The sequence below is a fragment of the Roseococcus sp. SDR genome, from assembly GCF_019083995.1.
Lineage (GTDB): Bacteria > Pseudomonadota > Alphaproteobacteria > Acetobacterales > Acetobacteraceae > Roseococcus.
The window spans coordinates 37269-61134 of the sequence record NZ_JAHRCU010000024.1 but is presented as its reverse complement, the minus strand read 5'-3'; the positions used below and the strand labels follow the sequence as shown (position 1 = coordinate 61134).

The window sequence follows — 23866 nt, the reverse complement described above, 5'->3', positions numbered from 1 at the left end:
GCGGGCGGCGGCGGCCTCGCGCGCGGCTTCCTCCCGCGCGGCGCGGGCGGCGGCCAGCCGCGCCTCGGCTTCGCGGAGCGCCGCTTCGGCGGCGGCGGCGGCCTCGCGCGCCGTGGGCAGCAGCGCGGCATCCGGCATGGGCGGGGAAGCGCGGCGTGCGGCCTCCTCGCGCTGTCGGGCCGATTGCAGGCGCTGGGCGGCGGCGCTGCGGGCACGCTCGGCCGCGCCGCGCTCGATCTCGGCGGCGCGGGCGGCGTCGCGGGCGGCATTGGCGCGGCGCTCGGCCTCGGCGCGGGCGCGCTCGGCCGCCTCGAAGCCGGTGCGGGCCTCTTCCAGCCGCGCCTCGGCGGCCGTGAGCGCCGCATCCGCCGCATCCAGCGCCGCCTGCGGCACGCTCTGCGCCTCCGCCGTGGCGCGCTGGCTGAGCATCTGGGCCAGCTGCTCGGAAAGCCGCTTGGCCCGCTGGTCGCTGAAGGCCAGCTCGGCCGCCAATTGATTGGCACGGGCGGCAAGCGAGGCCGCGGCCTCGGTGGCCGCCTCATTCGCGGCCTCGGCGGCGGCGAGTTCGCCCTCCAGCCCGGCGGCCTCGGCCTCCGCCGCCTCGATCCGGGCGGGGAGCTGCGCCTCGGCCGAAGCGAGGCCCGCCGCCTCGCGCTGGGCGCGGGTCTCGGCGGCGCGGGCATCGCGCTCCACCCCGGCGGCGTCTTCCAGATCGGCCAGCAATTGCGCCAGCGCGGCCTCGGCCTCCGCCAGCGCCTCGGCGGCGCGGCCGGCCTCGGCGGCGATGTTCTCCGCCTCGACGCGCCGGCGTTCCAGCAGGGTGCGGGCCACACCCTCCTCGGCGCGGGGCGTCTCGATGGCCGAGAGGGCGGCGGCATGCAGGCGCACCGCCTCCTCCGCCGCCGCCTCGGCATGCTGCAGCGCCTGGGCACGGCCGGCCTGGTTCCCCCGCGCCGCCTCGATCGCCGCCTCGGCCCGGGCGACGAGGATGGCGAACCACTCGCCCTCCGCATCGCGCACCAGCCCGGACAGGTTCCGGTAGCGGTTCGCCTGCCGCGCCTGCTTGCGCAGCGCCTCCTGCTGGAGGTTGAGCTGCGCCAGCAGGTCCTCGCTGCGCGCGAGGTTCGTCTCGGCCTGGCGCAGCTTCAGCTCGGCCTCGTGCCGGCGGGCGCGCAGCCCCGCGATGCCGGCCGCCTCCTCGAGCACCGAGCGGCGCTCCTCGGGCTTGGCGCCGATCAGCGTGGCCACGCGCCCCTGGCTCACCATGCCCGAGGCGCGCGGGCCACTCGCGAGGTCGGCGAACATGGTCTGCACGTCGCGCGCGCGCACCTCGCGCCCGTTGATCCGGTAATGGCTGCCCGAGCCGCGCTCGATCCGGCGGATCACCTCGAGTTCGGCGGCCTGATCCATCGGCGCCGGGGCCACGCCCTCCGCATCCTCCAGGCTCAGCACCACCTCGGCCAGGTTGCGGGCGGGGCGGGTCGCGGTGCCGGCGAAGATGATGTCATCCATCTCGCCGCCGCGCAGACTGCGGGCCGAGCTTTCCCCCATAGCCCAGCGCAGCGCCTCGACCACGTTGGACTTGCCGCAGCCATTGGGGCCCACAATGCCCGTCAGCCCGGGCAGGACGGGGACCTGCACGGGCTCGGCGAAGCTCTTGAAGCCGGCAACCCGCAACCCGGTCAGGGTGGCGGAGAGCCGGCGGGGGCTGGGGAGTTCGCCGGAATTCTCCGGCGCCTCTTCCGTCACGTACGGGGCGCGTCCTGCACCAGCCGGGCGAACTGCTCGAAGGGCAGGTTGCCGCTGTGCAGGCGGCCGTTGAAGGCGAAGGAGGGCGTGGCGCGGATCTGGAACTCGCGCTCGGCGGCCATGCGCTGCTCCAGGATGCCCCGCCGCAGCGCCTCATCGGCCAGAACGGCGTCGAAGCGCGCGCGGTCCATGCCGGCCAGGGCCGCGATGCGGGCGAGTTCGTCGATCTGGCGGCCCTGGGCGAAGGCCCAGCGATCCTGCGTCTGGAAGAGCGTCGCGATGAAGGCCTCGTAGCGGTCCTCCGGCAGGGCGCGCGCCACGGCGGCGGCGGCCAGCGCCACGCCATCCAGCGGGAAATCGCGCCAGACCATGCGGATGCGGCCGGTGTTCACCAGCTCGGCCTTCACGCGCGGCCAGACCTGGTTGTGGAAGGCCGCGCAATGGCCGCAGGTGAGGGAGAAGAACTCCAGGACCGTGACGGGCGCCGTGGCCTGGCCAGTGCTGCGGACGCCGAGGCGCGGATCGGCCGCCTGGGCCAGCGCGAGGCCTGGCGCCGCGAGCGTGATCCCGAAACCCATCAATCCGACGTTGCGACGGGTGATCTGCATGGCCTGCCTCCGGCTCCGTTTCATGCCTCTAGAGATGGCGCAGGGGGGGCGGGATGTCCACCTTCAGGGCTTCCGGGAGGCGCCGCGCTGGGCAAACACACCCTGGGCGAGGCGCTCCAGCGCCAGGCGCAACTCCTCGCCCGGCACCGCCTCCAAGGTCTTTTCCACGCGCGGCGGCAAGGGCCCGGGGGCCGGGCGCCTGGGCCGCGCCGCCTCCACGCGCGGCGCGCGCTGCACGAAGGCGAGCTTGCGCACCGCGATCCGCCCCAGATGCGCGTTGATCCGCTGGATCAGGGCCGGCGCTCCCATGCCGAGCTCCATCGCCGCAGGCCCGGTGCAGGCCAGCGTCAGCGTGCCGGCCGAAATCCGTACGGGCTCGGCCATGCGGGCGATCTCGGGGCCAACCACCTGCGGCCAATCGGCCAGGATCTGCGCCGCATCGGGGCTGCGCTTGCGGAAGGCGGGGCGCGTCAGGCGTGGGATCAGCGCGCCCAGTTCCTGCGGGCCCGCAAAGGCGGGTCTGGACAGTTCGGGCTTCGGCGTCTCTGACTTGGCCAATGGATCATCCTTCCGCCGCTGCCTTGCTCGCCTGGTATGACCGCGCGGCCCGCCGCCTCGCCTGGCGCGATGTGGCGCCCGATCCTTACCGCATCTGGGTGAGCGAGGTCATGCTCCAACAGACGACGGTCGCCGCCGTGGGCCCCCGCTATGACCGCTTCCTCGCGCGCTTCCCTGATGTGGGTGCGCTGGCGGCGGCGGATTGGTCGGAACTCGCGGAGGAATGGGCGGGCCTCGGCTATTACGCCCGCGCCCGCAACCTGCATGCGGCAGCCCGCGCCATCGTGGCGGCGGGCGGCTTCCCGGCGGATTCCGCCGGCTGGCGCGCCCTGCCCGGCATCGGGCCCTATACGGCCTCGGCCATCGGCGCCATCGCGCTGGGCGAGGCGCTGGTGCCGCTGGACGGCAATGTGGAGCGGGTGGTGGCGCGCCTGTTTGCCATCGAGACCCCCCTGCCCGCGGCCAAGCCCGAGCTGGGGCGCCTGGCCGATGGCTTCACCGCCCAGCCCGAGATGCGCGCCCGCCCCGGCGATTTCGCCCAGGCGCTGTTCGATCTGGGCGCCACCATCTGCACGCCGCGCAGCCCGGCCTGCGTGCTCTGCCCCTGGCGCGCCGGCTGCCGGGCGGCCGCGCGCGGGATCGCGGCTGACCTGCCGCGCAAGTCGCCGAAGGCTGCCCGCACCGCGTTGCACGGCGTGCATTTCGCCCTGCTGGACGAAGCCGGCCGCATCCTGCTGGAGCGCCGGCCGGAGAGCGGCCTGCTGGGCGGCATGCTCGCCTTGCCCGGCACGCCATGGCGCCCCACGCCCTGGAGCGATGCCGAGGCCCTGGCCCATGCCCCCCGCCCGGGCCTGGATTGGGAGGCACGGCCCGGCGTGGCGCAGCACGGCTTCACCCATCGCGACCTGACGATGCGCGTGATGCTGGCGCGCGTCGCAGCGCTGCCCGAGGGCGTGCCGCGCGATCAGGCGGCCCGCAGCCTGCCGAGTGCCATGAAGAAGCTGCTGCCGCTGATCTGAAGCGTGATGAACAAAGATTGATCACGCTTCAGACCGTGCTGAAAGGCGCTCAGACCCTATGACGCAAGCGCCCCACGCAGCTTCGCGATCAGCGCCGCGCGGGTCGCCTCATCCCCCGCCTTCTCGATCGCCTCCTCGATGCCGAGCAACAGCGCCGCGCGTTCATTGTGCCAATCGGGGCGGCCCACAGTCTCAGGGTGGGTGCGCCGCCCGGGCCGGGGCGGCAGCCGCTCGGGGATGGCATGCGGGGACAGACGAAAGCCCTCATCCAGCACGGGACGGATGATGCGCGCGGGACTGATGCCCGGGATCACGCCCGCCATCACCTCCATCGCCTCCGGCTCGCCATGCACGAGGAACAGGCCGCCCTTCACCGGGCCGCGCGCCGCGATCCAGCGCAGCAATTCCGGCTGGTCGGCATGGCCGGAATAGCCTTCCACCATCGCGATGCGCGCCGCCACCTGGATCGTCTCGCCCTGGATGCGCACGCGCTTCGCGCCGTCATGCAGCAGGCGCCCAAGCGTGCCCTCCGCCTGGAAACCCACCAGCGCCACGGTGGCCCGCGGGTCCCACAGCCGTGCCTTCAGGTGATGCCGGATCCGCCCCGCCTCGCACATGCCCGAGCCGGCGAGGATGATCTGGAACCCCTCCTGATGCGACAGGCGGCGGCTCGCCTCGCCATCCACCACATGTTCCAGCCGGCGCGAGGTGAGTGCATCGCGCAGCGCGTGCCCCGCCTCCGTATCCATCGCATGCCGGGCGAAGACCTTCGTGGCGCGGCTGGCGAGCGGGCTGTCGAGGTAGATCGTCGCCTCCGGGATCGCGCCCTTCTGCATGAGGGCGACGAGGTCCATCACCACCTCCTGCGCGCGCTCCACCGCGAAGGTCGGGATCAGCAGCGGGCCGCCACGGCGGGCGGCGTCCCGCACGATCTCCGTGATCGCCGCACGCCGCGCGGCCTCGTCCACCGGCGGGCGGTCCTCATCGCCATAAGTGCTTTCGCAGATCAGGTGATCCACGCCGCCCGTCTGGCTGCCCTGGGGGCCGTCCGGGTCGGGCTGCATGGCGCTGATGTCGGGACCGATATCGCCTGAGACCAGCACGCGCATCTCGCGCTCGAATTCCAGCTCGATCGAGGCCGAGCCCAGCATGTGCCCCGCATTCCACCAGCGCGCGCGCAGCCCCGCGATCGGCGTGACCCATTGCCCGTAGCTGACGGGCGTGAAGGCGGCCAGCGCGTCCTCGGCATCGGCCGCGGTGTAGATCGGCTCCACCTCGTCCCGCCCGCGATGGCGGTTGCGGCGGTTGAGCATCCTGACCTCGCTCTCCTGGATATGCCCGGAATCGGGCAGCATGCAGGAGCAGAGCTCGATGGTGGCCGCCGTCGCGTGGATCTGGCCCGCGAACCCCTGCTTCACCAGGCGCGGCAGCAGGCCCGAGTGATCAATATGCGCATGCGTCAGCAGCACGGCGTCGATCTCGCGCGCATCGAAGGGGAAGGGTTCGTGGTTCAGCGCCTTCAGCGTCTTCGGGCCCTGGAACATGCCGCAATCCACCAGCACCTTCTGCCGCCCCCATTCGAAGAGCAGGCAGAGACCCGTGACGGTGCGCGCGGCCCCGCAGAAGGTGAGTGTCACGGCCATGGCGTATCCCCTTGTGGCCACACTTGGACGGTGGCCTTCAGGCGCGCATCATGCGCCGCATCCGGCACATTCTCCAGCCGGGCAGGACCGGCCCATGACCGAAGACGAGCATCACTCCGCCGCCTATCGCCTGGCGCTCTTCGACCGTGACTTCCTGCTCAGCCCCGCCATGCGCGGCGTGCGGCTGCAGGTGGAATTCACCAAGGCGGATGACATCCTGCGCTCGGCCGGCATCCGCTCCACCATCGTGGTCTTCGGCAGCTCCCGCGTGCGGGAGGATGGGCCGGGCCGCCAGGCGCATTGGTACGGGCAGGCGCGGCGCTTCGGGCGCATCACCTCCGAGCGCGGCGGCGCCTTGCACCCCGTGGCCGGCGCGCGCGACCATGTGATCGCGACCGGCGGCGGCCCGGGGATCATGGAGGCCGCCAATCGCGGCGCGCATGAGGCGGGCGCGCCCAGCATCGGCTTCAACATCCGCCTGCCGCACGAACAGAAGCCCAACCGCTACACCACGCCCGACTTCACCTTCCAGTTCCATTACTTCGCGCTGCGCAAGATGCACCTGGCCATCCGCGCCCGCGCGCTGGTGGTCTTCCCCGGCGGCTTCGGCACGCTGGACGAGCTGTTCGAGCTGCTGACGCTGCGCCAGAGCGAGCGCCTGGGCCATGTGCCCATCGTGCTGGTGGACGAGGCCTATTGGCGCCGCATCGTGAACTGGGACGCGCTGGCCGAGGAGGGCATGATCGCCCCCGGCGAACTGGCGTTGCTGCGCTTCGCTGAGGATGCCGAGGCGGCCTGGGCCGCGCTCGACATCAGGCCGCCAAGATAGGGCATGATCGGGCGCGGCGCGACGTGCCGCGTGCCGCGTGCCATGCGGAAGCCGCGGGCCTCGATGAAGCAAAAGGGCCTCCAGTGGCCGGGGCCCAGGCCCCGAATCATGGGGCGCGGTGGAACCAGCAGAGATCCAGGAAGGTCACCTCATGGTCCAGGGCTTCCCACTCGCGCCGCAGCCTCTCCAGGATGGCGGCGCGGCCCTGCTCCGGCCAGGGCGCGCTGGGCGGATCATCATAGGGGCTCGTCACGGCGATGAAGCCGTGGTCCAGCATCAGACCGACGAAATGCAGCATGCGCTCGGTGTCGATATCGCCTGATGTCGAGCCGTCCAGGTCCCGAATGGCGTTCAGGATGATCGGAAAGCTCAGATCATCCCATGACGCAGCCACATCAAGCTGGGAAAGCTTCTCCCCTACGTTTGCCATCTTGCTCTCCTCAAAAATGCAGTTTCGTGACGCCGTTGAAACCTGGAATGTTGATGTCGATCGCTGGGCTGCCGCTCGATGTCACCGGGCGGAATCCGACCACCGTTCCATCGTTGAGCAGATACATCCTTCCAGGGTAGTTTCCTGGGGTGACGTCAGCACTGATGCGCCCCTGCGTTATTCGGTTGAACATTGCTTCACCCGCAGAGCGCCCTCCCGGTAATGTCCGTATGTCAGTTGTCGCACCTCTCAGTTGAGTGCCAATTGGCTGCCCGTTCGGCGTCACGATTTCGAGGATCTCGCGTCGGCTGGCAGCAGCTGTCGCGGCCGGTGTGGACGGCGTCTGGCCGCGTAAGCCGGATTGTGGCGCCGCAGCCGCGCCGCCTCCGCCACCCCCTGCCTCCGGAATGACGCCCTTCCGATCGCCCACCCCGCCACCGTCCGGTCGTCGCGCCGCAGCCAGGGAGATATGGGCATCGTCCAACAAGCTTCGGCGGCGCAGCACGAGCTTTCCGAAGCCACCTGCGTCACCCCCTGACGGCCCGCGCGTCTTGATGCCTCGGGCCGCGCCGCCACGATCCGCGCCAGCATCCATGAGACCCCCAGCGGGCGCCGCGCGCGTGTGGGCGGCAACCGGTTGCCCGTTGCGGAGATAGGCGCGCACCTGGATGAGGCCGCCGCTCGGCCGGGCATCACGCCCGTACATGGCCTGGAAGCCCTCGGTGACCCAGGCGCGCCAGGCGTCCCTCTCGGGATGGCCGGGCCGCCAGTATCGTTCATCCGCGACAGCCGCGCGCAGTCCGGCGGCGTCCAGGGTGACCTTGTCGGACATGGGCGGGCTTCTCCATCGCCGCGACGCGCCTGGGCGCTCGTCGGCTCACGACATGGAATGGTTTGCGAGTGGCGCGGGCTCAGCCGCGCCGATGCCCCGCCTGCCTGCTGGCCTCGTGCCGCATGGCGATGGCGCTACACCCGGCCAGCGCCACGCCGAGCCAAGCTGATTGCATCCAAAGGCATGGGACCTTGCCCGGCGGATCGCCGGACGCAGTTCGGCCGCGGCGCTCATGACATCGCATGAATACGATCAGAAGTCAGGAATTTTTTCTTATCGTGGGCCGGGGAGGATGGCCTGCGCGACCCCGGGATGATCGGCAGTCCTGCGCGCGGGCGGCCCCGCGGAAAAGCGGAACGGGCCGGTGCGGCGGGTTGCGCCGCCGCCCGCTAAGCCCAGAGCCGCTCGCGCTGCATGTTGGTGTAGAGGCCGGCCACGAACTCGCCATAGCCGTTGAAGATCCGCGTCGGCACGCGCTCGCCGGAGCCCAGCAGCCGCTCGGTGGCCTGGGACCAGCGGGGATGCGCGACCTCGGGGTTCACATTCGCCCAGAAGCCGTATTCGGAGGGCTGGATCTTGAACCAGAAATTCTCCGGCCGCCGGTCGGTCAGCGTGATGCGCACCACCGACTTGCCGGACTTGAAGCCGTATTTCCACGGGAACACCACGCGGAAGGGCCCGCCATTCTGCGCCAGCAGCGGCTTGCCATACATGCCGACGGGCATGAAGGTCAGCTCGTTCATCGCCTCCGCGATGCTGCAGCCCTCCACATGCGGCCAGGGATACCAGCTCTGGCGCAGGCCGGGCATCACCGCCGGCAGCTGCGCGGTGGTGAAGGAGACGTAGCGCGCATTGGCAGTGGGCTCGACGAGCTTCAGCAGTTCCGAAAGCTGGAAGCCCGTCCAGGGCACGGTCATCGCCCAGGCCTCGACGCAGCGCAGGCGATAGATGCGCTCCTCGATCGGCAGCAGGCGGATCAGGTCATCCACGCCATAGGTGGCGGGCTTGGCCACCATGCCATCCACCTGGATGGTCCAGGGGCGCATCGGCATGCGGCTCGCTTCGCGCACGATGTTCTTGCTCGTGCCGAATTCATAGAAGTTGTTGTAGGTCGTGGCCTCGCGCTCGGGCGTGATCTCGCGCTCGGGGCGGTAGCGCAGGTTGCGCTGGTGCTCGGGCAGGGGCGGCACGGGGCCGGATGCCTGCTGCGCGAGCGCAGCCGACGGAAGCAAGGCGGCACCCGCGCCCATCAAGGCGCGCCGGTTGACCACCAGGTGCTCGGGCGTGACCTGGCTTTCCGGAATTTCATAGCCACGGCGGCGACGGATCAGCATGGGATGGCTCCTGGCGCTTGTTCCACGCCCAAGGGTGGGGATCAGACCCTCTTCGTCAAGCGCGGCCGGAAGGTAACGCCCGCCTCACCAATCGGGCGCCAGCACATGCAGGCCATTGGCCTCCACCAGCCGGTCCCGCTCTGGCCGCAGGCCGGCGCGGGCGAGTGCGAGACTCTCGGCGTCGCGCAGCACATACATCACGCCGGGCTCGGGCCGGCCCTCGGCGAGGCGCGCGGCCACCTCGGCCCGCAGGGCGGCCACGCGGCGGCCATCGCTGCGCGCCAGGTAGATCGCGTCCGTCGCCATGCGGTGCGTGGCCGCGAAGACCGCGATCTCCTCCCAGGCCGCGCCCTGGTTGGCCGCGGGCACGGCACGGATGGCGCGATAGCGCGTCGCCGCCTCGGCCCAGAATGGGTCGGAAAGGCGCAGCGGAAGCTCGGCCGGCGTCGGCGGAAACAGGCCGGCGAGGCGCGCCACACCCGGCCGCAGATCGGCCGCCTGGATGGCCAGCAGCCCGGCCAGCGCGAGGCCCGACCAACGCGGGCCGCACAGGCGGATCAACCCCGCCACACCGCCCAGCAGCGCCGCATAGGCGATGGGCCAGAAGAAGCGCTCCGAGGCGCGCAACGCGCCCATCCACTCCACCACGCGCCCGGGCAGCGGCAGCAGCGTGATCTGCGAACCGCCGACGGAAGGCCGGTGCGTGATGGCGAAGGCCAGCATGGCCAGCAGCACCACGAGCAACGGCACATGCCGCCAGCCGGGCCTCAGCCAGGCCAGGAAGGGCAGCAGCAGGAGCGCGCCAAGCCCGGGGTAGCTGCCCGAGACCTCCGGGTGGTCGGGGTCGGGCAGGTCGGGCAGGAAGCGGCCCCAATAGGCGGGGTCGAAGGGCGCCAGCAGGTCGAGCTGCTTCGCGCCATAGGTCGTGCCGCCATGCCCGGCCGAGAGCAGGAAGAAGCCTGCCGCCCAGAGCCCGGCGATGCCCACCCCCAGCACCATGGCCGCCTCGGTCCAGTTGCGCCGGCGCCACCAATCGGCGGCCCAGAGACCCAGCACCATGGGCAGCAGGTAGGAATGGACCAGCGAGGCGGCCAGCACCAGCGCCGTCCAGCGCCAGCGGCCCGCCCCCTCCAGCACGAAGCACAGCCCCCAGAGCAGCAGGAAATGCGCACCGAGGGCGAAATGCCCGCCGAGGCGGTTCAGCAGCATGGGCTGCAGCACGAAGAGCATCGCGCCGGCGAGGCGCGGCAGCGGCGCCTCCGTCCAGCGGCCGATCAGCCGCCAGGCCAGCCAGCCCTGCAGCGCGCCGCAGGCCAGGAGCCACATCCCCCAATACTGGCCGATCTCGAAGACGCCCCGGAGCGCCTTGAACAGGAAGGCCAGCAACGGGATCGCATCCGCGTAGAAGACGGAGGAGGCCAGCTCCATCCCGAAATTCGGGCTGATGCCGGGCGGCAACCCCCAGGGCGCGTCCCGGAAGAAGGTCCAGCCCAGCCAGTACTGGACCGGATCGGGCCCGAGCCGGCCGGAGAGCATCCAGCCGCTGTGCGAGGGGGGGACGATGCCGGGGCCGAAGATGCCAAGGATGACGCTCGCGCCCAGCAGGGCGGCGGCCGTGGCGCCGATCGCGGCATGGAGTGATGGAGGGCGCAGCGTTCGGTCTTTCCCGGCGTGAAGGCCGGGAAGAAGCGTCAGTCATGCGGCCATATGATGGCGAAGTGGCGCGCCCCTCAGACGGGGCCTTCCGCCTTCAGGATGTCACCCAGCGGGATCACCTCCGGCGCGCCCTGCACCTTGAAGGCGACGCTGCCCTCATCCTCGCCGTTCCAGGCGCGGCTGAGCACGGCGCCGATCACCGGCAGCCAGGAGGAATCGGCCAGGGACTTGCTGACATGCGCGATCAGCGTGCCGCGATCATCATGCATGGCGGTGACGTGCCGGACCCAGACGCCCTCACCCAGGCTGGATTCATCATCCGGCGCTTCGCGCGTCAGGATGCGGAGCAATTCGCGCACCCGGCCGTCGGTCCGGGCCAGCCGATCCAGGCGCCAGGGTTCCTCGCTCGCATTATGGGCGGTCATCGTCGGATAGACTGGGCGCAACGCTCTGTTCCTCATCCCGGAGCGGCGGCGCTTGTCATGGGCGGCCTGCCGCACGCCCCAGGCATTGTCGCCCAGGGAATGTAACAATCCTGCATGGCGCCGACGCAACGGCAAGAAGAATCTTGGCAGGAAGGCCGGAAAGCGTCTGTGCAGACCGTTCCAAATCAGGAACTTCTGAGACGACCTATCCCAGCGCAATCAATCCCGCACAAGTCGAAATCCGCCCTCAGCCCTTGGGGTGCGGCCTGTCGCGGAAGTAGGGGATCACCTCACCCTGCATCTTCATGGTCAGCGGCAGCCCGTTGCGGCCCACCTGCTTGCCCATGATGAGGCGCACCCAGCCCTCGCTCACGCAATACTCATCCACATTGGTGCGCTCGATCCCCTTGAAGATCACACCGACGCCGCGCTCCAGCGCCTTGGCATCGTGGAAGGGGCTCTTGGGGTCGGCCGCCAGGCGGTCGGGGGGCGTGTCGGGAAGATCTGCGTCGGACATGCGCGTCTCCTAACCCCGTTTCGGGGAAATTGGCCAGCCGCGCGCCTTCCGATTATGTCTGTGTCATCAACCTGAACCGGTGCCGCCATGACCCGATTCCGCAACGCCCCCGCGATCCGCAGCCCCCGCGGCCTCGACATCACCTGCCGCCAATGGACCACCGAGGCGGCGATGCGCATGCTGATGAACAACCTCGATGACGAGGTGGCGGAACGCCCGGGCGAGTTGGTCGTCTATGGCGGCATCGGCCGCGCGGCGCGCGACTGGGACAGCTATGAGCGCATCGTCGCGGCACTCAGGACGCTGGAGGGCGACCAGACGCTCTGCGTGCAGTCGGGCAAGCCGGTCGGCGTCTTCCGCACGCATGCCGATGCGCCGCGCGTGCTCATCGCCAATTCCAACCTGGTGCCCGCCTGGGCGAATTGGCAGCACTTCAACGAGCTCGATCGCAAGGGGCTCATGATGTACGGCCAGATGACGGCCGGCTCCTGGATCTACATCGGCAGCCAGGGGATCGTGCAGGGCACCTATGAGACCTTCGTGGAAGCCGGCCGCCAGCATTTCGGCGGCTCGCTGGCGGGCCGCTGGATCCTGACGGGTGGCCTGGGCGGCATGGGCGGCGCGCAGCCGCTGGCGGGCGTCTTCGCCGGCGCCTCTGTGCTGGCCGTCGAATGCCAGCCTTCCAGCATCGAAAAGCGCCTTGAGACGAAGTATCTGGACCACCGCGCCGAGGATCTCGACACGGCGCTGTCCATGATCCGCACGGCCTGCGCCGAGAAGCGCGCCATCAGCGTGGGCCTGCTCGGCAATGCCGCCGAGATCTTCCCCGAGCTCGTCCGCCGCGGCGTGGTGCCCGACATCGTCACCGACCAGACCAGCGCGCATGACCCGGGCAATGGCTACCTCCCCGCCGGCTGGACGCTGGCCGAATGGCAGCAGAAGCGCGAGAGCGATCCGGCCGCCGTCGCCGCCGCCGCCAAGCGCAGCATGGTGGCGCATGTGCAGGCCATGCTCGACTTCCAGAAGATGGGCAGCGCCGTGCTCGACTACGGCAACAACATCCGCCAGATGGCCAAGGATGAGGGCCTCGCCAACGCCTTCGATTTCCCGGGCTTCGTGCCCGCCTATATCCGTCCGCTCTTCTGCCGCGGCATCGGCCCCTTCCGCTGGGCCGCGCTCTCCGGCAACCCGGAGGACATCGCGAAGACCGATGCCAAGGTGCGCGAGCTGATGCCGCATGACACGCACCTCCATCAATGGCTCGACATGGCGAAGCAGCGCATCGCTTTCCAGGGCCTGCCCGCGCGCATCTGCTGGGTCGGTCTCGGCGATCGGGACCGCATCGGCCTCGCCTTCAACGAGATGGTGGCGCGCGGCGAGATCGGCCCCGTCGTCATCGGGCGCGACCACCTGGACAGCGGCTCCGTCGCCAGCCCCAACCGCGAGACGGAGGCGATGATGGACGGATCGGACGCCGTCTCCGACTGGCCGCTGCTGAACGCGCTGCTCAACACCGCCTCCGGCGCCACCTGGGTCTCGCTGCATCATGGCGGCGGCGTGGGCATGGGCTATTCGCAGCATTCGGGCATGGTCGTCGTCTGCGACGGCACGCCCGACGCCGCGCGCCGCCTCTCCCGCGTGCTGTGGAACGATCCGGCCACGGGCGTGATGCGCCACGCCGATGCAGGCTACGACATCGCGCTCGCCTGCGCGCGCGACAAAGGGCTCGACCTGCCCGGCATCCTGAAGTAGCGCGCCGCGCGGTGCAGATCCTTTTCCTGCATCAGAACTTCCCCGGGCAGTATCGCCACCTTGCGGCGGCGATGGCCCGACGGAAGGGCGTGAAGGTGGTGGGCCTCGGCCAGAACGAGACGCCGCTGCTGCCGGGCATCACGCAGCTCCGCTACAAGCCGCCAGAGCCCGGCAAGACCACGCCGCATCCCTACCTCCTGCGCACAGAAGGCCATATCCGGCACGGCCAGGCGGCCGCCCGCGCCGTACTCGAACTGCGCAAGAAGGGACTCCGGCCTGATCTGATCTGCGCCCATCCCGGCTGGGGCGAGGCGCTCTTCGTGAAGGACGTCTTCCCTGAGGCGAAGATGATTCTCTACTGGGAGTACTTCTTCCGCTCAGCCGGCGGCGATATCGGCTTCGACCCGCCCGGCGTGCCGGTGAGCCTGGATGAGGCCGCGCGCACCCGGGTGCAGAACACCATCCAGCTCATCCAGCTCGAGGCCGCGGATTGGGGCGTCTCCCCCACGCGCTGGCAGTGGTCCCGCTATCCCGACTGGGCGCGGGACCGCATCTCCGTCATCCATGAGGGGATCGACACCGCCATCGCCTCGCCCCACGGGCCCGCCGAATTCCGCCTGCCGGACGGCCGCGTGCTCACGAAGGAGGACGAGGTGGCGAGCTTCGTCGCGCGCAACCTCGAGCCCTATCGCGGCTTCCCGCAATTCATGCGCGCCCTGCCCGCCTTCCAGAAGCTGCGCCCCCGCGCCCATGTCGTGGTCGTCGGCGGCGACGGCGTCTCCTATGGCCGCGCGCCCGCGCAAGGCGGCAGCTGGCGCGACGTGATGCTGCGCGAACTGGACGGGCAACTCGACCTCAGCCGCATCCATTTCACCGGCCGCGTCAGCTACCCCAACCTGCTCAGCCTCTTCCGGCTGACCCGCGCGCATCTCTACCTGACCTACCCCTTCGTCCTCTCCTGGTCGATGCTCGACGCCATGGCCTGCGGCGCCGCCATCCTCGGCTCCAGCACGGCACCCGTCACGGAAGTCATCCAGGACGGCATCAACGGCCGCCTTACCGACTTCTTCAACCCCGCCGCGATCGCCGAACACCTGGCCGCGATGCTCGCCGACCCGGACGCCCAGGCCCCGCTCAAGGCCGCCGCCCGACGCCACGTCGAAACCCATTACGACCTGCAGGCCATCTGCCTCCCCCGCCAAATGGCCCTGCTCGACGCCATCGCGACCGGCCAACCGGCGCCCGAGTTCGACGGCTGAGCGCATCCGCCGGGCCTAGGGCACGCGGGACTTGGAGAGGGGCGCCGCCCCTCTCCAAACCTCACCCCGCCAAGGGCCGAGAGGCCCTTGGAACCCAGGACGGGGCTTGTTGAGGGAGGGGGCATCGAGGGCGCGCGCGTGATCAAGGGCGCTTCTGCCCCCTCCCTCAACAAGCCCAATTCTTGAAGGGGTCCACGGGGCCCTGGCCCCTGGCGGGATGGGTCTGGGAAGGGCAGAGCCCTTCCCAGTTCACCCGCGCACCCCGGCCCGGATGGGCGCGCTCAGCCTGCGAATTCGGCGCGGATGGCGGCGTCGTGTTCGCCGAGGCGGGGGACGGGGCCGAATTCGCGCGGGCCGTCGCTGAAGCGGGCGGCGGGGGCCGCGAGGGGGATGGGGCCTTTTTCGGTCTCGACGTTGATGCGGCGGAGTGCCTTGTGTTGCGCGAGGCCGGCAACGTTGTTCACGAAGCCATAGGCGGTGTTGGCGCGCGTCAGGCGTTCGACGCAGGTGTCGCGGTCGTAGGATTTGAAGACGGCGGCGATGTGCGCGTCCACCATCGGGCGCTGGGCCACGCGTTCGACGTTGATGCGGAAGCCTTCGCGTTCTGTGAGGCTTTTGTCGCCGAGGAAGTGTTCGGCGAATTGCGCCCATTCGCGCTCGTTCTGGATGGAGATGAGGATGAGGGCACCGTCCTTCGTCTCGAAGGCGCCATAGGGGCAGAGCGAGGGGTGGGCGAGGCCGATGCGCTGCGGTTCCTTGCCGGTGCCTTCGAGGTAGAGGAGCGGCACGTTCATCCAGTCGGCCATGCCGTCGAAGAGGCTGACGGCGATGCCCTTGCCCCGGCCGGTGATGGCGCGTTCGAGGAGGGCTTCCAGCACAGCGGCATGGGCGTTCATGCCGCAGGCGATGTCGCAGGCCGAGACGCCCACGCGGCCCGGGCCCTCGGGGCGGCCGGTGACGGAAGTGAGACCGCTTTCCGCCTGCACCAGCAGGTCATAGGCCTTCATGCCGGCGTATTCGCCATCCTCGCCATAGCCGCTGATGTCCACGGTGATGAGGCGCGGGTGCTTCGCGCGCAGTTCGGCGGAGCCGAAGCCGGCGCGTGCCATCGCACCGGGGGCGAGGTTCTGGATGAAGACATCGGCTTTCGCGAGCAGGCGGGCGAGCAGCGCCTTGTCCTCGGGCTTCTTGATGTCGAGGCGGAGGCTTTCCTTGCCGCGGTTGAGCCAGACGAAATAGGTGGAGAGGCCCTTGCAGGCGGCATCGTAGCCGCGGGCGAAATCGCCTTCCGCGCGTTCGATCTTGATAACGCGCGCGCCGGCATCGGCCAGCTTCATCGAGCAGGTGGGGGCCGCCACCGCCTGTTCCATCGAGACCACCAGGAGGCCGGCCAAAGGTTTCCCGCTCACGTGTCCTACCCTTCTCGTTTCAAACTCTTCTCATTGCAGGCGCGCCGTGCGGATGAAGCTACCCCAGCGGGCATGCTCGGCGCGGATCAGTGCGGCCGCGGCCGCCGGTCCGTGCTCCGTGCCTTCGGGCGTGATGACGGAATCGGCGGCGAGGCTGCGCGCCAGCATCTCATCCCCGAGCGAGGCCTCCAAGGCCCGGGCCATGCGCTGGATGAGGGGCTCGGGCGTGCCGGCGCGCAGCGCGAGGATGTTCCAGATGGCAAGGTTGGGCAGCGTCAGCCCTGCTTCGGCGGCGGTCGGCACGGTGGCGAGTTCGGGCAGGCGATGCGGGTGCAGCACGGCGATGGCACGGGCGCCGAGATGGGTCGCGGGGATGGCGGTGATGGCCTGGTCCACCATCACGTCCAGCAGCCCGGATTGCAGGTCCTCCAGCGCGGGTCCGCCGCCGGGATAGGTCACGAGTTCGCCGCCATCGCCCAGCGCGCGCATCAGCATGACGCCACCCATGAAGAGCGCGCTGCCGCGCCCGGCGCTGCCGATGGTCAGCGGCCCCTGCTGCGCGCGCCGGCGCAGCGCCGCGACATCGGTGATGCCGGAAGTGGCGCTCGCCAGCAGCACCATGGGGTTGGTCGCGATCAGGCCGATGGGGGCCAGGTCGGCCAGCGGATCATAGGCGAGTTGCGCGAAGAGGTGCGGGTTGAAGGCGAAGAGGGCCGGATTGCCGATGATGAGGGTGCGGCCATCGGCGGGCTGCGCCATGAGGTGGCGCATGGCGCGCTGGCCCGTCTCGCCGGGCATGACCTCCACCGTCACGGGCGCGTCCAGCGCGCGCGCCAGGACGGGCGCGATCATGCGGCCCAGGCGGTCGGTCGCGCCGCCGGCGGCGAAGGGGATGAGCAGGGTGACGGGCTCGGTGGCGCGGGCGGGTGCGGCCGTGAGGGCGAGGCCCGCGAGCATGCTGCGGCGTGTCAGGCTTGGCACGGACAAGCTGCCCTCCCCTGCTTTCCGGCGGAACCGGATGGGCCCATAGTGGCGCGAGACTGCCATTGCCGGGCGCAAAGGTTAAGCTTTCTGCCGCCCCGCGCGATCCCGCGCGGGCGGCCGTGACGGAGGAACCATGCCCATGTCGCAGCACGCCACGCCATGACCACCTCCTGGGGGGAGAAGTATCGCGCGGCCCGCCCCGCCCGCGTGACGGAGCTGGAAAAGCCCTTCGCCGGCATCCCGGCGGGCGCGCAGCTCTTCATCGCCTCGCCCAAGGTGATTGATGCCTGGCTGCGCACCATCCCGCCCGGCCGGACCAGGGATGTGGCGGCGATGCGCGATGCGCTGGCGAAGAGGAACAAGGCGGATGCCACCTGCCCGACCTCGACCGCGATCTTCCTGCGGATCGTGGCGGAATCCGCGCTGGAGCGCGTGGCGGCAGGCGAGGCGCCGGAGGCGGTCTCGCCCTTCTGGCGCGTGGTGGAGCCGGGCGGCGCATTGGCGCAGAAGCTCTCCTGCGGGCCGGATTTCATCGCGCAGCAGCGCGCGCTGGAGGCGGCCGCGAAACCCTCACGCAAGAAGGCCGACCCCGCATGATCACCCGCATCCCTGGCAAGGTCGCGAGCCGCAGCCGCGCGGTCATCCACAATGGCATCGTGACGACGGTCGCGACCTCGCCCGTGAAGTCGGCCTCGATGCTGGAACAGGCGCGGCTGGCGCTGGCGGCGATCGACCAGAACCTGGCGGATGCGGGGACCAGCAAGTCCCGGATCATCACGGCGATGGTCTATCTGGCCGACATGTCCCGGAAGGGCGAGCTGAACCAGGCCTGGGATGAGTGGGTGGACATGGCCAACCCGCCGCAGCGCGCCTGCCTGGGCGTGGCGCTGGAGGGGGCGGATCTGGTGGAGATCGTGGTCACGGCGGTGGTGTAGGCGGCTGCATCCCAGCCCCATCCGGACCGCACGCTCAGAATGAGCACGGCCTACCGAGAATGCGGCCGCAAAGCGGCCGCCGCGCCCAGAGTAAGCTTGCAACTCGCGCACGCCGAGCGGCGCGAAGCCAAGCGCGCGGAGCGCGCGCCCGGCGTTTGAGGGCATCAACAAGACCATGCGGCCGCAAAGCGGCCGCCGCGCCCAGACTGACCTTACAACCCGCGCGGGTTCAGCGGCGCGAAGGCAAGGCGGCGGAGCCGCCGCCCGCCGTTTGAGGGCGGGAAAACTAATAACTTCTCGGCATGCCGAGCACATGCTCGCCCAGATAGCTCAGCACCAGGTTCGTGCTGATCGGCGCCACCTGATACAGTCGCGCCTCGCGGAACTTGCGCTCCACGTCATATTCCTCGGCAAAGCCGAAGCCGCCATGCGTCTGCACGCAGGCCTCGGCCGCCGCCCAGGCGGCATCGGCGGCCAGCATCTTGGCTGTATTCGCCTCCTCGCCGCAGGGCAGGCCCGCCTCGAACTTCTCGAGGCCCTTGTGCAGCAGGGCTTCGGCCGCGCGCATCTGGGCATAGGCCTTGGCGATGGGGAACTGCACGCCCTGGTTCTGCCCGATCGGGCGGCCGAAGAGCACGCGCTCCTTCGCATAGGCCACCGACTTCTGCGTGAACCACTTGGCGTCGCCGATGCTCTCGCTGGCGATCAGCAGGCGCTCGGCGTTCATGCCGTCCAGGATGTAGCGGAAGCCCTTGCCCTCGACGCCGACCAGGTTCTCGGCCGGGACCTCCATGTTGTCGAAGAAGACCTCGCAGGAATTGTGGTTCATCATCGTGCGGATCGGCCGAATGGTCAGGCCGTTGCCCAGCGCGGCGCGCATGTCCACGATGAAGGTGGAGAGCCCCTCGGTCTTCTTCGCCACCTGGTCCTTGGGCGTGGTGCGGGCCAGCAGCAGCATCAGGTCGCTATGTTCGGCGCGGCTCGTCCAGATCTTCTGGCCGTTCACGATGTATTTGTCGCCCTGCTTCACAGCCGTGGTGCGCAGGTTGGTGGTGTCCGTGCCGCTGGTGGGCTCGGTCACGCCGAAGGCCTGCAGGCGCAGCGTCCCCTCCGCGATGCCGGGCAGATAGCGCTGCTTCTGCTCCGCGCTGCCATGCTTGAGGATGGTGCCCATGATGTACATCTGCGCGTGGCAGGCGGCGCCGTTGCAGCCCTCGGCATGGATCGTCTCGAGGATCGCGGCGGCGGCCGAGAGCGGCAGGCCCGCGCCGCCGAACTCCTCGGGGATCAGCGCGCCGAGATAGCCGGCCTCGGTCAGCGCCTTCACGAATTCGGTCGGATAGCCGCGGCGCGCATCCAGCTCACGCCAATACTCGCCCGGGAAGCGCGCGCAGAGCTTGCGCACCTCCTCGCGGATCTCGGCATGCGGGTCAGCGGAAATCAGGGAATGGTCCATGGGGCGTCTCCTTGCCCGATGGATTAGGCCCCGATCCCCGTCAGGGCAAGATTACCAGCCGAGGTCCCCCTCGCCTTTCGCGCGTTCCACATTGGCGGCAAAGGCGGCAAGGTTCCGCGTGAAGATCGCGGTGCACCACTCGATCTTGTTGACCGGGCCGGGGCCATAGAAATCGATCCGGTGGAAGCCCGCCTCGCGCAGCTGGCGATAGGCCGCGTTGTATTGCCAGCGATCGGCATTGTCGAAGATGAGGAAGCCATCGGGCTTGAGGTGGCGCGGCGCCAGCCACGCGGCGAAGCAGCGTGCCATGCCATCCACCACGATCACGTCGAAGGGGTCGGGGCCATGCGCCTCGATCTCGGTCGCATAGGCGGCGAAATCCTCGGTGAGGAGGCCGTGCATGACATTGTGCCCGTCATCATGGCTGAGCGGCAGTTCGGGCGCGGTCGCCAGGAAGCGCTTGAGCAGCGCGCGGCGTTTCGGCGACAGCGCGGCGCCCCGCTCGCGCGTGAGGATGCGGAGATTGCCGCCCCCCGCGGCCGCCACGCGCGCCGCCCAGCCGGCGTCATGCTCGACGCTGATGACCTCGGCCACGCGCGCCGCCCACCAGAGCGAGGAGCCGCCACAGCCATATTCGAAGACGCGGAATTCCGGCCGGATGATGCGCGCCAACTGCCGCAGCGCCGGATAGGTGATGTAGGGCACATAGCCCGCATGGTCGCGCGGCGTGCCGTCCAGGCTGGCGAACCAGCCCAGCCGGTCGAGATAGCCGCGCGCGAAGTGATAGACGGTCTCGTTCACCGCCGCGTGATGCTGGATGCTCATCCTGGGCTCCGGGTTTCACCGGAGCATGCGCGCGGCGTGCTTAACGCGCGGTAAGCGTCAATCCACCGTGGCGCCCGAAAGCCGCACCACCTCCGTCCAGCGCGCCATGTCCTCGCGCAGGAAGGCGGCGTATTCCGCGCGGCTCATCGGTGCGGGCTCCGCCCCGGCCGAGCGGATGCGCTCGGCGATCGCGGGGTCGCGCAGCATGGCCTGCGTCATGCGGTTCAGCGCCTCCAGCACCGGCTCAGGCGTGCGGGCGGGTGCGACGAAGCCGAACCAGGCGCGCACGTCGAAGCCGGGCAGCACCGTCTCGGCCAGCGTCGGCACATCGGGCGTGAAGGGCCAGCGCTGCGGCGTGGTGACGGCGAGCAGCTTGATCCGGCCCTCCCGCACATGCGGCAGATAAAGCGGCACATTGTCGATGACGACACCCACCTGCCCGCCCAGGAAATCCACGACGAGCGGCGCCGAGCCGCGGAAGGGCACATGCACCATCTCGATGCCCGCACGCAGCTTGAAATACTCCTGCGTCACATGCCCCGAGGTGCCGTTGCCCGGCGAGCCGCAATTGAGCCGCCCGGGCTGCGCCTTGGCCAGCGCGATCAGCTCCGCGATCGTGTTCGCCGGCACGGAGGGGTGCACGAAGATGCCGTTGGCCACGACGGAAATGGCGCTGATCGGCGCGAAGTCGCGCAGCACGTCATAGTTCAGCCGCCCGGCGCGCAAAGCCGCACCCGCCGTCATCGAGATGGAGGTGGAGAGGAAGGTGTGCGCGTCATCCGCGCGCGCCGTCTGCTCATTGGCCAGCGTCCCGCCGCCACCCAGGCGGTTCTCGACGACCACGGGCTGGCCCAGCAGGGGCGAGAGCCGGTCGGCCAGCATGCGGGCATAGATGTCGGGCAGGCCGCCGGGCGGGAAGCCCACCAGCATGCGGATGGGCCGCGTGGGCCAGCCCGGCACGCCGGAGCCCTGGGCCCGCGCGGCAACAGGCCAGAGCGCGGGGGCCGCCAGCGCGTGGCGTCGCGTGAGCCTCATGGTCCATCTCCCGAAAGACGGGGCGATCGGACCATGATGCGAAACGGCAGAAAAGCAGAAATTGCATCTCCGTCGCAGCCGGTGCGACGGAGATGCCCGTTCCTCAGTCAGCCTGGATGCGGAATTCGCGCACCAGGCCACCCCATTGGGCGATCTGCCGATCCAGGAAGGGGCCAAGCACGGTCTTGTCGCCCAGCACCACGCGGGCCTGCTGGGTTTCCGTCATGGTGCGCGTCACGCGCTCCTCCTGGAAGGATTCCTTCAGGGCCGCGAACATCCGCGCCTGGATCGCGTCGGGCGTGCCATGCGGCGCGAAGACGCCCCACCAGGCCTCGGCCTCGAGGCCCTGGAAGCCGCCCTCCACCGCCGTCGGCACCTGGGCCAGCGCGGGCAGGCGCTCGGGGCCGAACTGCACGACGGGGCGCAGCGTGCCGCCGGCGATGTGCGGGGCGACGACGGCGGCACTGCCGATCATCATCTCCACATGGCCGGCCACCGTGTCATTCACGGCAAGCCCGCCGCCGCGATAGGGCACATGCGCCATGCGGATATTGGCGCGCGAACCCAGCAGGATCATCGTCAGATGGCCGATGGTGCCGTTGCCGGTGCTGCCATAGCTGATGGCATCGGGGCGCGCGCGGGCGGCGGCCACCACATCGGCCAGCGTCCGGTAGGGCTTGTCCGGCCGCGTCGCGATGACATAGGGCGCGCCGCCGATCAGCATGACGGGATCGAGATCGCGCGTCAGGTTGAAGGGCAGGTTGGGCAGCAGGGCGGGCAGCGTCGCGTGGCTGTCGAAGGTGAGCAGCCAGGTCTGCCCATCGGGCCGCGCCGTCGCCACCACCTGCGTGCCGAGCGAGCCCGCGGCACCGCTGCGGTTCTCCACCACCACCGGCACGCCGAGGCGTTGCGAGAGGCCGGGCGCGGCGAGGCGCGCCACCGCATCCGTGCTGCCGCCCGGCGCGAAGGGGACGACGATGCGGATGCTGCCCGCGGGCCAGGACTGGGCGGACGCGATGGCCGGTGCGGCGAGAATCGCGCCCAGCGTGGCGCGGCGTGTGATGCGGATCATGTTTCCCCCGGTTCCCTATTCCAGCTTGGCGCCCGTGGCCGCCACGATGGGCCGCCACTTCGCCTGTTCGGCGGCGATGTAGTCGCGGCTCTGGTCGGGCGACAAGCGCCCCCCGACCTCAAAGCCCGCCGCCTCCAGCTCGGCGCGGAATTCCTGCACCGCGAGTGTCGCGGTGATGGCGGCGGCGAGGCGCGCGCGGATCGGCTCCGGCGTGCCGGTGGGCAGCATGACGGCGAGCCAGACCGCGGCCTCGAAACCCGAAAGGCCCAGCGCCTCGGCCACCGTCGGCACCTCGGGCACCAGCGGGCTGCGCGCGGTGGAGGCGACGGCCAGCATCCGGGCGCGGCCCGAGCGGTGCTGCTCCAGCGTCGTCGCCACCGTATCGGTCAGCGCATCCAGATGGCCGCCCAGCAGATCCGCCATGGCGGGCGCGCTGCCGCGGTAGGGCACGTGCTCGATGTTCACATTCGCCTCGCGCTTGAACAGCTCGAAGGACATGTGGAGGTAGCTGCCCGTCCCCGGCGAGCCGTAGCGCAGCTGCCCTGGCCGCGCGCGCGCGACGGCGACCAGCGCGGGCAGGCTGTCGGCCACGCCCGGCCGCACCACGAAAGCGACGGTGGCGGCACCCGGGATCGCGACCGGCAGGAAGTCGCGCAGCGGGTCGAATTGTGGGCGCTCGGCCAGAAGCGGATAGAGGCCGAGCGTGCTGGCCGTGCCGAAGAGCAGCGTCTGCCCATCGGGCCGCGCGCGCGCCGCCTCCAGCGTGCCGATGGCGCCCGCCGCCCCCGTGCGGTTCTCGATGACCACAGGCTGGCCGAGCTCCGCCGGCAGCCGCGCGGCGAGCCGGCGGGCAAACACGTCCGTGGCGCCACCCGGCGGGAAGGGCACGATCATGCGCAGCGGGCGGTCCGGCCAGGATTGCGCGAGGGCGGGTGTGGCCAGCGTCGCGGCCAGGAGGGCGCGGCGCTTCACAGCCCGGCCTCCCGCCAGCCGGGCGCCGCCTCATCCGGATGCGCCCCCAGCCCCGCCGCGCGGATGCCCATGATCGCCGCATATTCGTCACGGTCCGAGGCGTCGCCCGAGACGCCGACGGCGCCGATCGCCTCGCCCGCCGCGTTCAGGATCAGCACGCCGCCGGGCACGGGGATGAAGCGCCCGTCACTCGCGGCCGCGATGGAGGCCTGGAAGGCCACGCGTTCCTTCAGCCTGTCCCGCACGACGCGGCTGCCGATGCCCATGCCGAGTGCGGCCTGCGCCTTGCCGCGCGCGATCTCGAAGCGCAGCACCCCGCAACCATCCTCGCGCCGGAAGGCGACGAGCTGCGCGCCGGCATCGAGCACAACGACGGCGAGCGGCAGGAGATCGGCCTCGCGCGCGGCCTTCAGCGTGCCGTCCAGCACCGCTTCGGCCTCAGCGAGGCGCAGCGCAGAGGCGACAGGAACCAGGAAATAGCCTTCGGCCATGCCGACACATCCTCCGCATTCTCGTTGTCACGAGACTATCGCATCGAAGGCGCCCGCGGGAGGGCGCCGCTTGATC

The 23866-nt window shown here is 70.5% G+C and carries 24 protein-coding genes; 6 read left to right on the top strand and 18 right to left on the bottom strand.

Annotated elements, in window-relative coordinates; translation table 11 throughout:
* The 3 genes from KTR66_RS21375 to KTR66_RS21365 all read right to left on the bottom strand — a co-directional run.
* Nucleotides 1-1749, bottom strand: a 1749-nt coding sequence (locus tag KTR66_RS21375) for an AAA family ATPase (RefSeq protein ID WP_213616244.1), incomplete at its 3' end; no start/stop codon positions are given.
* A complete protein-coding gene (locus KTR66_RS21370; RefSeq protein ID WP_213616242.1) occupies nt 1746-2357 on the bottom strand; it encodes a thioredoxin domain-containing protein in 612 nt (203 codons plus the stop codon). The genes KTR66_RS21370 and KTR66_RS21375, both read right to left, overlap by 4 nt.
* Before the next feature lie 63 nt (nt 2358-2420).
* The gene (locus KTR66_RS21365; RefSeq protein WP_249732322.1) at nt 2421-2915 is read right to left on the bottom strand and encodes a DUF721 domain-containing protein; all 495 of its coding nucleotides are present in this window, start codon (nt 2913-2915) and stop codon (nt 2421-2423) included.
* On the opposite strand from KTR66_RS21365, the gene KTR66_RS21360 reads away from it, so the two are divergent.
* Nucleotides 2915-3934: an A/G-specific adenine glycosylase gene (locus tag KTR66_RS21360; protein ID WP_213616240.1), complete on the top strand. Its 1020-nt coding sequence runs from the start codon at nt 2915-2917 to the stop codon at nt 3932-3934. The genes KTR66_RS21365 and KTR66_RS21360 overlap by 1 nt on opposite strands.
* Before the next feature lie 56 nt (nt 3935-3990).
* On the opposite strand, the gene KTR66_RS21355 is transcribed toward KTR66_RS21360, so the two are convergent.
* Nucleotides 3991-5577, bottom strand: coding sequence for an MBL fold metallo-hydrolase RNA specificity domain-containing protein (locus KTR66_RS21355; RefSeq protein WP_213616238.1), 1587 nt, complete (start codon nt 5575-5577; stop codon nt 3991-3993).
* 94 nt (nt 5578-5671) lie between these two features.
* On the opposite strand from KTR66_RS21355, the gene KTR66_RS21350 reads away from it, so the two are divergent.
* Nucleotides 5672-6406, top strand: a complete 735-nt coding sequence (locus tag KTR66_RS21350; protein WP_213616236.1) for an LOG family protein — start codon at nt 5672-5674, stop codon at nt 6404-6406.
* A 106-nt stretch (nt 6407-6512) separates the two neighbouring features.
* On the opposite strand, the gene KTR66_RS21345 is transcribed toward KTR66_RS21350, so the two are convergent.
* The 6 genes from KTR66_RS21345 to KTR66_RS21320 form a co-directional block, all read right to left on the bottom strand.
* Entirely contained in the window at nt 6513-6836 is a 324-nt protein-coding gene (locus KTR66_RS21345) for a hypothetical protein (protein WP_213616234.1), read from the bottom strand.
* Between the two features lie 10 nt (nt 6837-6846).
* The gene (locus tag KTR66_RS21340; protein WP_213616232.1) at nt 6847-7668 is read right to left on the bottom strand and encodes a hypothetical protein; all 822 of its coding nucleotides are present in this window, start codon (nt 7666-7668) and stop codon (nt 6847-6849) included.
* A 389-nt stretch (nt 7669-8057) separates the two neighbouring features.
* A complete protein-coding gene (gene msrP, locus KTR66_RS21335; protein WP_213616230.1) occupies nt 8058-9002 on the bottom strand; it encodes a protein-methionine-sulfoxide reductase catalytic subunit MsrP in 945 nt (314 codons plus the stop codon).
* 84 nt (nt 9003-9086) lie between these two features.
* On the bottom strand, nt 9087-10607 hold the full coding sequence (locus KTR66_RS21330) for a DUF6311 domain-containing protein (RefSeq protein WP_305799139.1): 1521 nt from the start codon (nt 10605-10607) through the stop codon (nt 9087-9089).
* 125 nt (nt 10608-10732) lie between these two features.
* A complete protein-coding gene (locus tag KTR66_RS21325) occupies nt 10733-11104 on the bottom strand; it encodes a hypothetical protein (RefSeq protein WP_213616226.1) in 372 nt (123 codons plus the stop codon).
* Between the two features lie 226 nt (nt 11105-11330).
* The gene (locus KTR66_RS21320) at nt 11331-11600 is read right to left on the bottom strand and encodes a DUF3297 family protein (protein WP_213616224.1); all 270 of its coding nucleotides are present in this window, start codon (nt 11598-11600) and stop codon (nt 11331-11333) included.
* Between the two features lie 87 nt (nt 11601-11687).
* Between KTR66_RS21320 and hutU the strand changes: the two genes are divergently transcribed.
* Nucleotides 11688-13352 carry a urocanate hydratase gene (gene hutU, locus KTR66_RS21315; RefSeq protein ID WP_213616222.1) on the top strand — a complete coding sequence of 555 codons (1665 nt, stop codon included), beginning with the start codon at nt 11688-11690 and terminating at the stop codon, nt 13350-13352.
* Between the two features lie 11 nt (nt 13353-13363).
* Nucleotides 13364-14611: a glycosyltransferase family 4 protein gene (locus KTR66_RS21310; protein WP_213616220.1), complete on the top strand. Its 1248-nt coding sequence runs from the start codon at nt 13364-13366 to the stop codon at nt 14609-14611.
* Between the two features lie 281 nt (nt 14612-14892).
* On the opposite strand, the gene KTR66_RS21305 is transcribed toward KTR66_RS21310, so the two are convergent.
* Complete coding sequence (locus KTR66_RS21305) at nt 14893-16020, bottom strand: CaiB/BaiF CoA-transferase family protein (protein WP_213616218.1); 1128 nt, start codon at nt 16018-16020, stop codon at nt 14893-14895.
* 30 nt (nt 16021-16050) lie between these two features.
* Nucleotides 16051-17001 (bottom strand): Bug family tripartite tricarboxylate transporter substrate binding protein, encoded by a 951-nt coding sequence (locus tag KTR66_RS21300; protein ID WP_371819189.1) that lies wholly within the window; start codon nt 16999-17001, stop codon nt 16051-16053.
* 162 nt (nt 17002-17163) lie between these two features.
* Between KTR66_RS21300 and KTR66_RS21295 the strand changes: the two genes are divergently transcribed.
* On the top strand, nt 17164-17601 hold the full coding sequence (locus tag KTR66_RS21295; RefSeq protein ID WP_213616215.1) for a hypothetical protein: 438 nt from the start codon (nt 17164-17166) through the stop codon (nt 17599-17601).
* A complete protein-coding gene (locus KTR66_RS21290) occupies nt 17598-17939 on the top strand; it encodes a RidA family protein (RefSeq protein WP_213616213.1) in 342 nt (113 codons plus the stop codon). The genes KTR66_RS21295 and KTR66_RS21290 overlap by 4 nt, the downstream gene beginning before the upstream one ends.
* Before the next feature lie 286 nt (nt 17940-18225).
* Here the strand turns inward: KTR66_RS21290 and KTR66_RS21285 are convergent, their stop codons facing one another.
* From KTR66_RS21285 to KTR66_RS21260, 6 genes are all read right to left on the bottom strand, one after another.
* Nucleotides 18226-19395: an acyl-CoA dehydrogenase family protein gene (locus KTR66_RS21285; RefSeq protein ID WP_213616211.1), complete on the bottom strand. Its 1170-nt coding sequence runs from the start codon at nt 19393-19395 to the stop codon at nt 18226-18228.
* A 51-nt stretch (nt 19396-19446) separates the two neighbouring features.
* The gene (locus KTR66_RS21280) at nt 19447-20220 is read right to left on the bottom strand and encodes a hypothetical protein (RefSeq protein WP_213616209.1); all 774 of its coding nucleotides are present in this window, start codon (nt 20218-20220) and stop codon (nt 19447-19449) included.
* Nucleotides 20221-20277: 57 nt separating this feature from the next.
* A complete protein-coding gene (locus KTR66_RS21275) occupies nt 20278-21255 on the bottom strand; it encodes a tripartite tricarboxylate transporter substrate binding protein (protein ID WP_213616207.1) in 978 nt (325 codons plus the stop codon).
* 103 nt (nt 21256-21358) lie between these two features.
* Entirely contained in the window at nt 21359-22327 is a 969-nt protein-coding gene (locus KTR66_RS21270) for a tripartite tricarboxylate transporter substrate binding protein (protein WP_213616205.1), read from the bottom strand.
* A 15-nt stretch (nt 22328-22342) separates the two neighbouring features.
* Nucleotides 22343-23299 carry a tripartite tricarboxylate transporter substrate binding protein gene (locus KTR66_RS21265; protein ID WP_213616203.1) on the bottom strand — a complete coding sequence of 319 codons (957 nt, stop codon included), beginning with the start codon at nt 23297-23299 and terminating at the stop codon, nt 22343-22345.
* A complete protein-coding gene (locus KTR66_RS21260) occupies nt 23296-23790 on the bottom strand; it encodes a heme-binding protein (protein ID WP_213616201.1) in 495 nt (164 codons plus the stop codon). The genes KTR66_RS21265 and KTR66_RS21260 overlap by 4 nt, the downstream gene beginning before the upstream one ends.
* Nucleotides 23791-23866 lie beyond the last annotated feature (76 nt).

Excerpts from the sequence above, each read along its gene's own strand:
- KTR66_RS21370 (WP_213616242.1), bottom strand. The coding sequence starts at position 2,357 with ATGCAGATCACCCGTCGCAACGTCGGATTGATGGGTTTCGGGATCACG.
- KTR66_RS21360 (WP_213616240.1), top strand. The coding sequence starts at position 2,915 with ATGGATCATCCTTCCGCCGCTGCCTTGCTCGCCTGGTATGACCGCGCG.
- KTR66_RS21355 (WP_213616238.1), bottom strand. The coding sequence starts at position 5,577 with ATGGCCGTGACACTCACCTTCTGCGGGGCCGCGCGCACCGTCACGGGT.
- KTR66_RS21350 (WP_213616236.1), top strand. The coding sequence starts at position 5,672 with ATGACCGAAGACGAGCATCACTCCGCCGCCTATCGCCTGGCGCTCTTC.
- KTR66_RS21345 (WP_213616234.1), bottom strand. The coding sequence starts at position 6,836 with ATGGCAAACGTAGGGGAGAAGCTTTCCCAGCTTGATGTGGCTGCGTCA.
- KTR66_RS21340 (WP_213616232.1), bottom strand. The coding sequence starts at position 7,668 with ATGTCCGACAAGGTCACCCTGGACGCCGCCGGACTGCGCGCGGCTGTC.
- msrP (WP_213616230.1), bottom strand. The coding sequence starts at position 9,002 with ATGCTGATCCGTCGCCGCCGTGGCTATGAAATTCCGGAAAGCCAGGTC.
- KTR66_RS21320 (WP_213616224.1), bottom strand. The coding sequence starts at position 11,600 with ATGTCCGACGCAGATCTTCCCGACACGCCCCCCGACCGCCTGGCGGCC.
- hutU (WP_213616222.1), top strand. The coding sequence starts at position 11,688 with ATGACCCGATTCCGCAACGCCCCCGCGATCCGCAGCCCCCGCGGCCTC.
- KTR66_RS21295 (WP_213616215.1), top strand. The coding sequence starts at position 17,164 with ATGACCACCTCCTGGGGGGAGAAGTATCGCGCGGCCCGCCCCGCCCGC.
- KTR66_RS21290 (WP_213616213.1), top strand. The coding sequence starts at position 17,598 with ATGATCACCCGCATCCCTGGCAAGGTCGCGAGCCGCAGCCGCGCGGTC.
- KTR66_RS21285 (WP_213616211.1), bottom strand. The coding sequence starts at position 19,395 with ATGGACCATTCCCTGATTTCCGCTGACCCGCATGCCGAGATCCGCGAG.
- KTR66_RS21280 (WP_213616209.1), bottom strand. The coding sequence starts at position 20,220 with ATGAGCATCCAGCATCACGCGGCGGTGAACGAGACCGTCTATCACTTC.
- KTR66_RS21275 (WP_213616207.1), bottom strand. The coding sequence starts at position 21,255 with ATGAGGCTCACGCGACGCCACGCGCTGGCGGCCCCCGCGCTCTGGCCT.
- KTR66_RS21270 (WP_213616205.1), bottom strand. The coding sequence starts at position 22,327 with ATGATCCGCATCACACGCCGCGCCACGCTGGGCGCGATTCTCGCCGCA.
- KTR66_RS21260 (WP_213616201.1), bottom strand. The coding sequence starts at position 23,790 with ATGGCCGAAGGCTATTTCCTGGTTCCTGTCGCCTCTGCGCTGCGCCTC.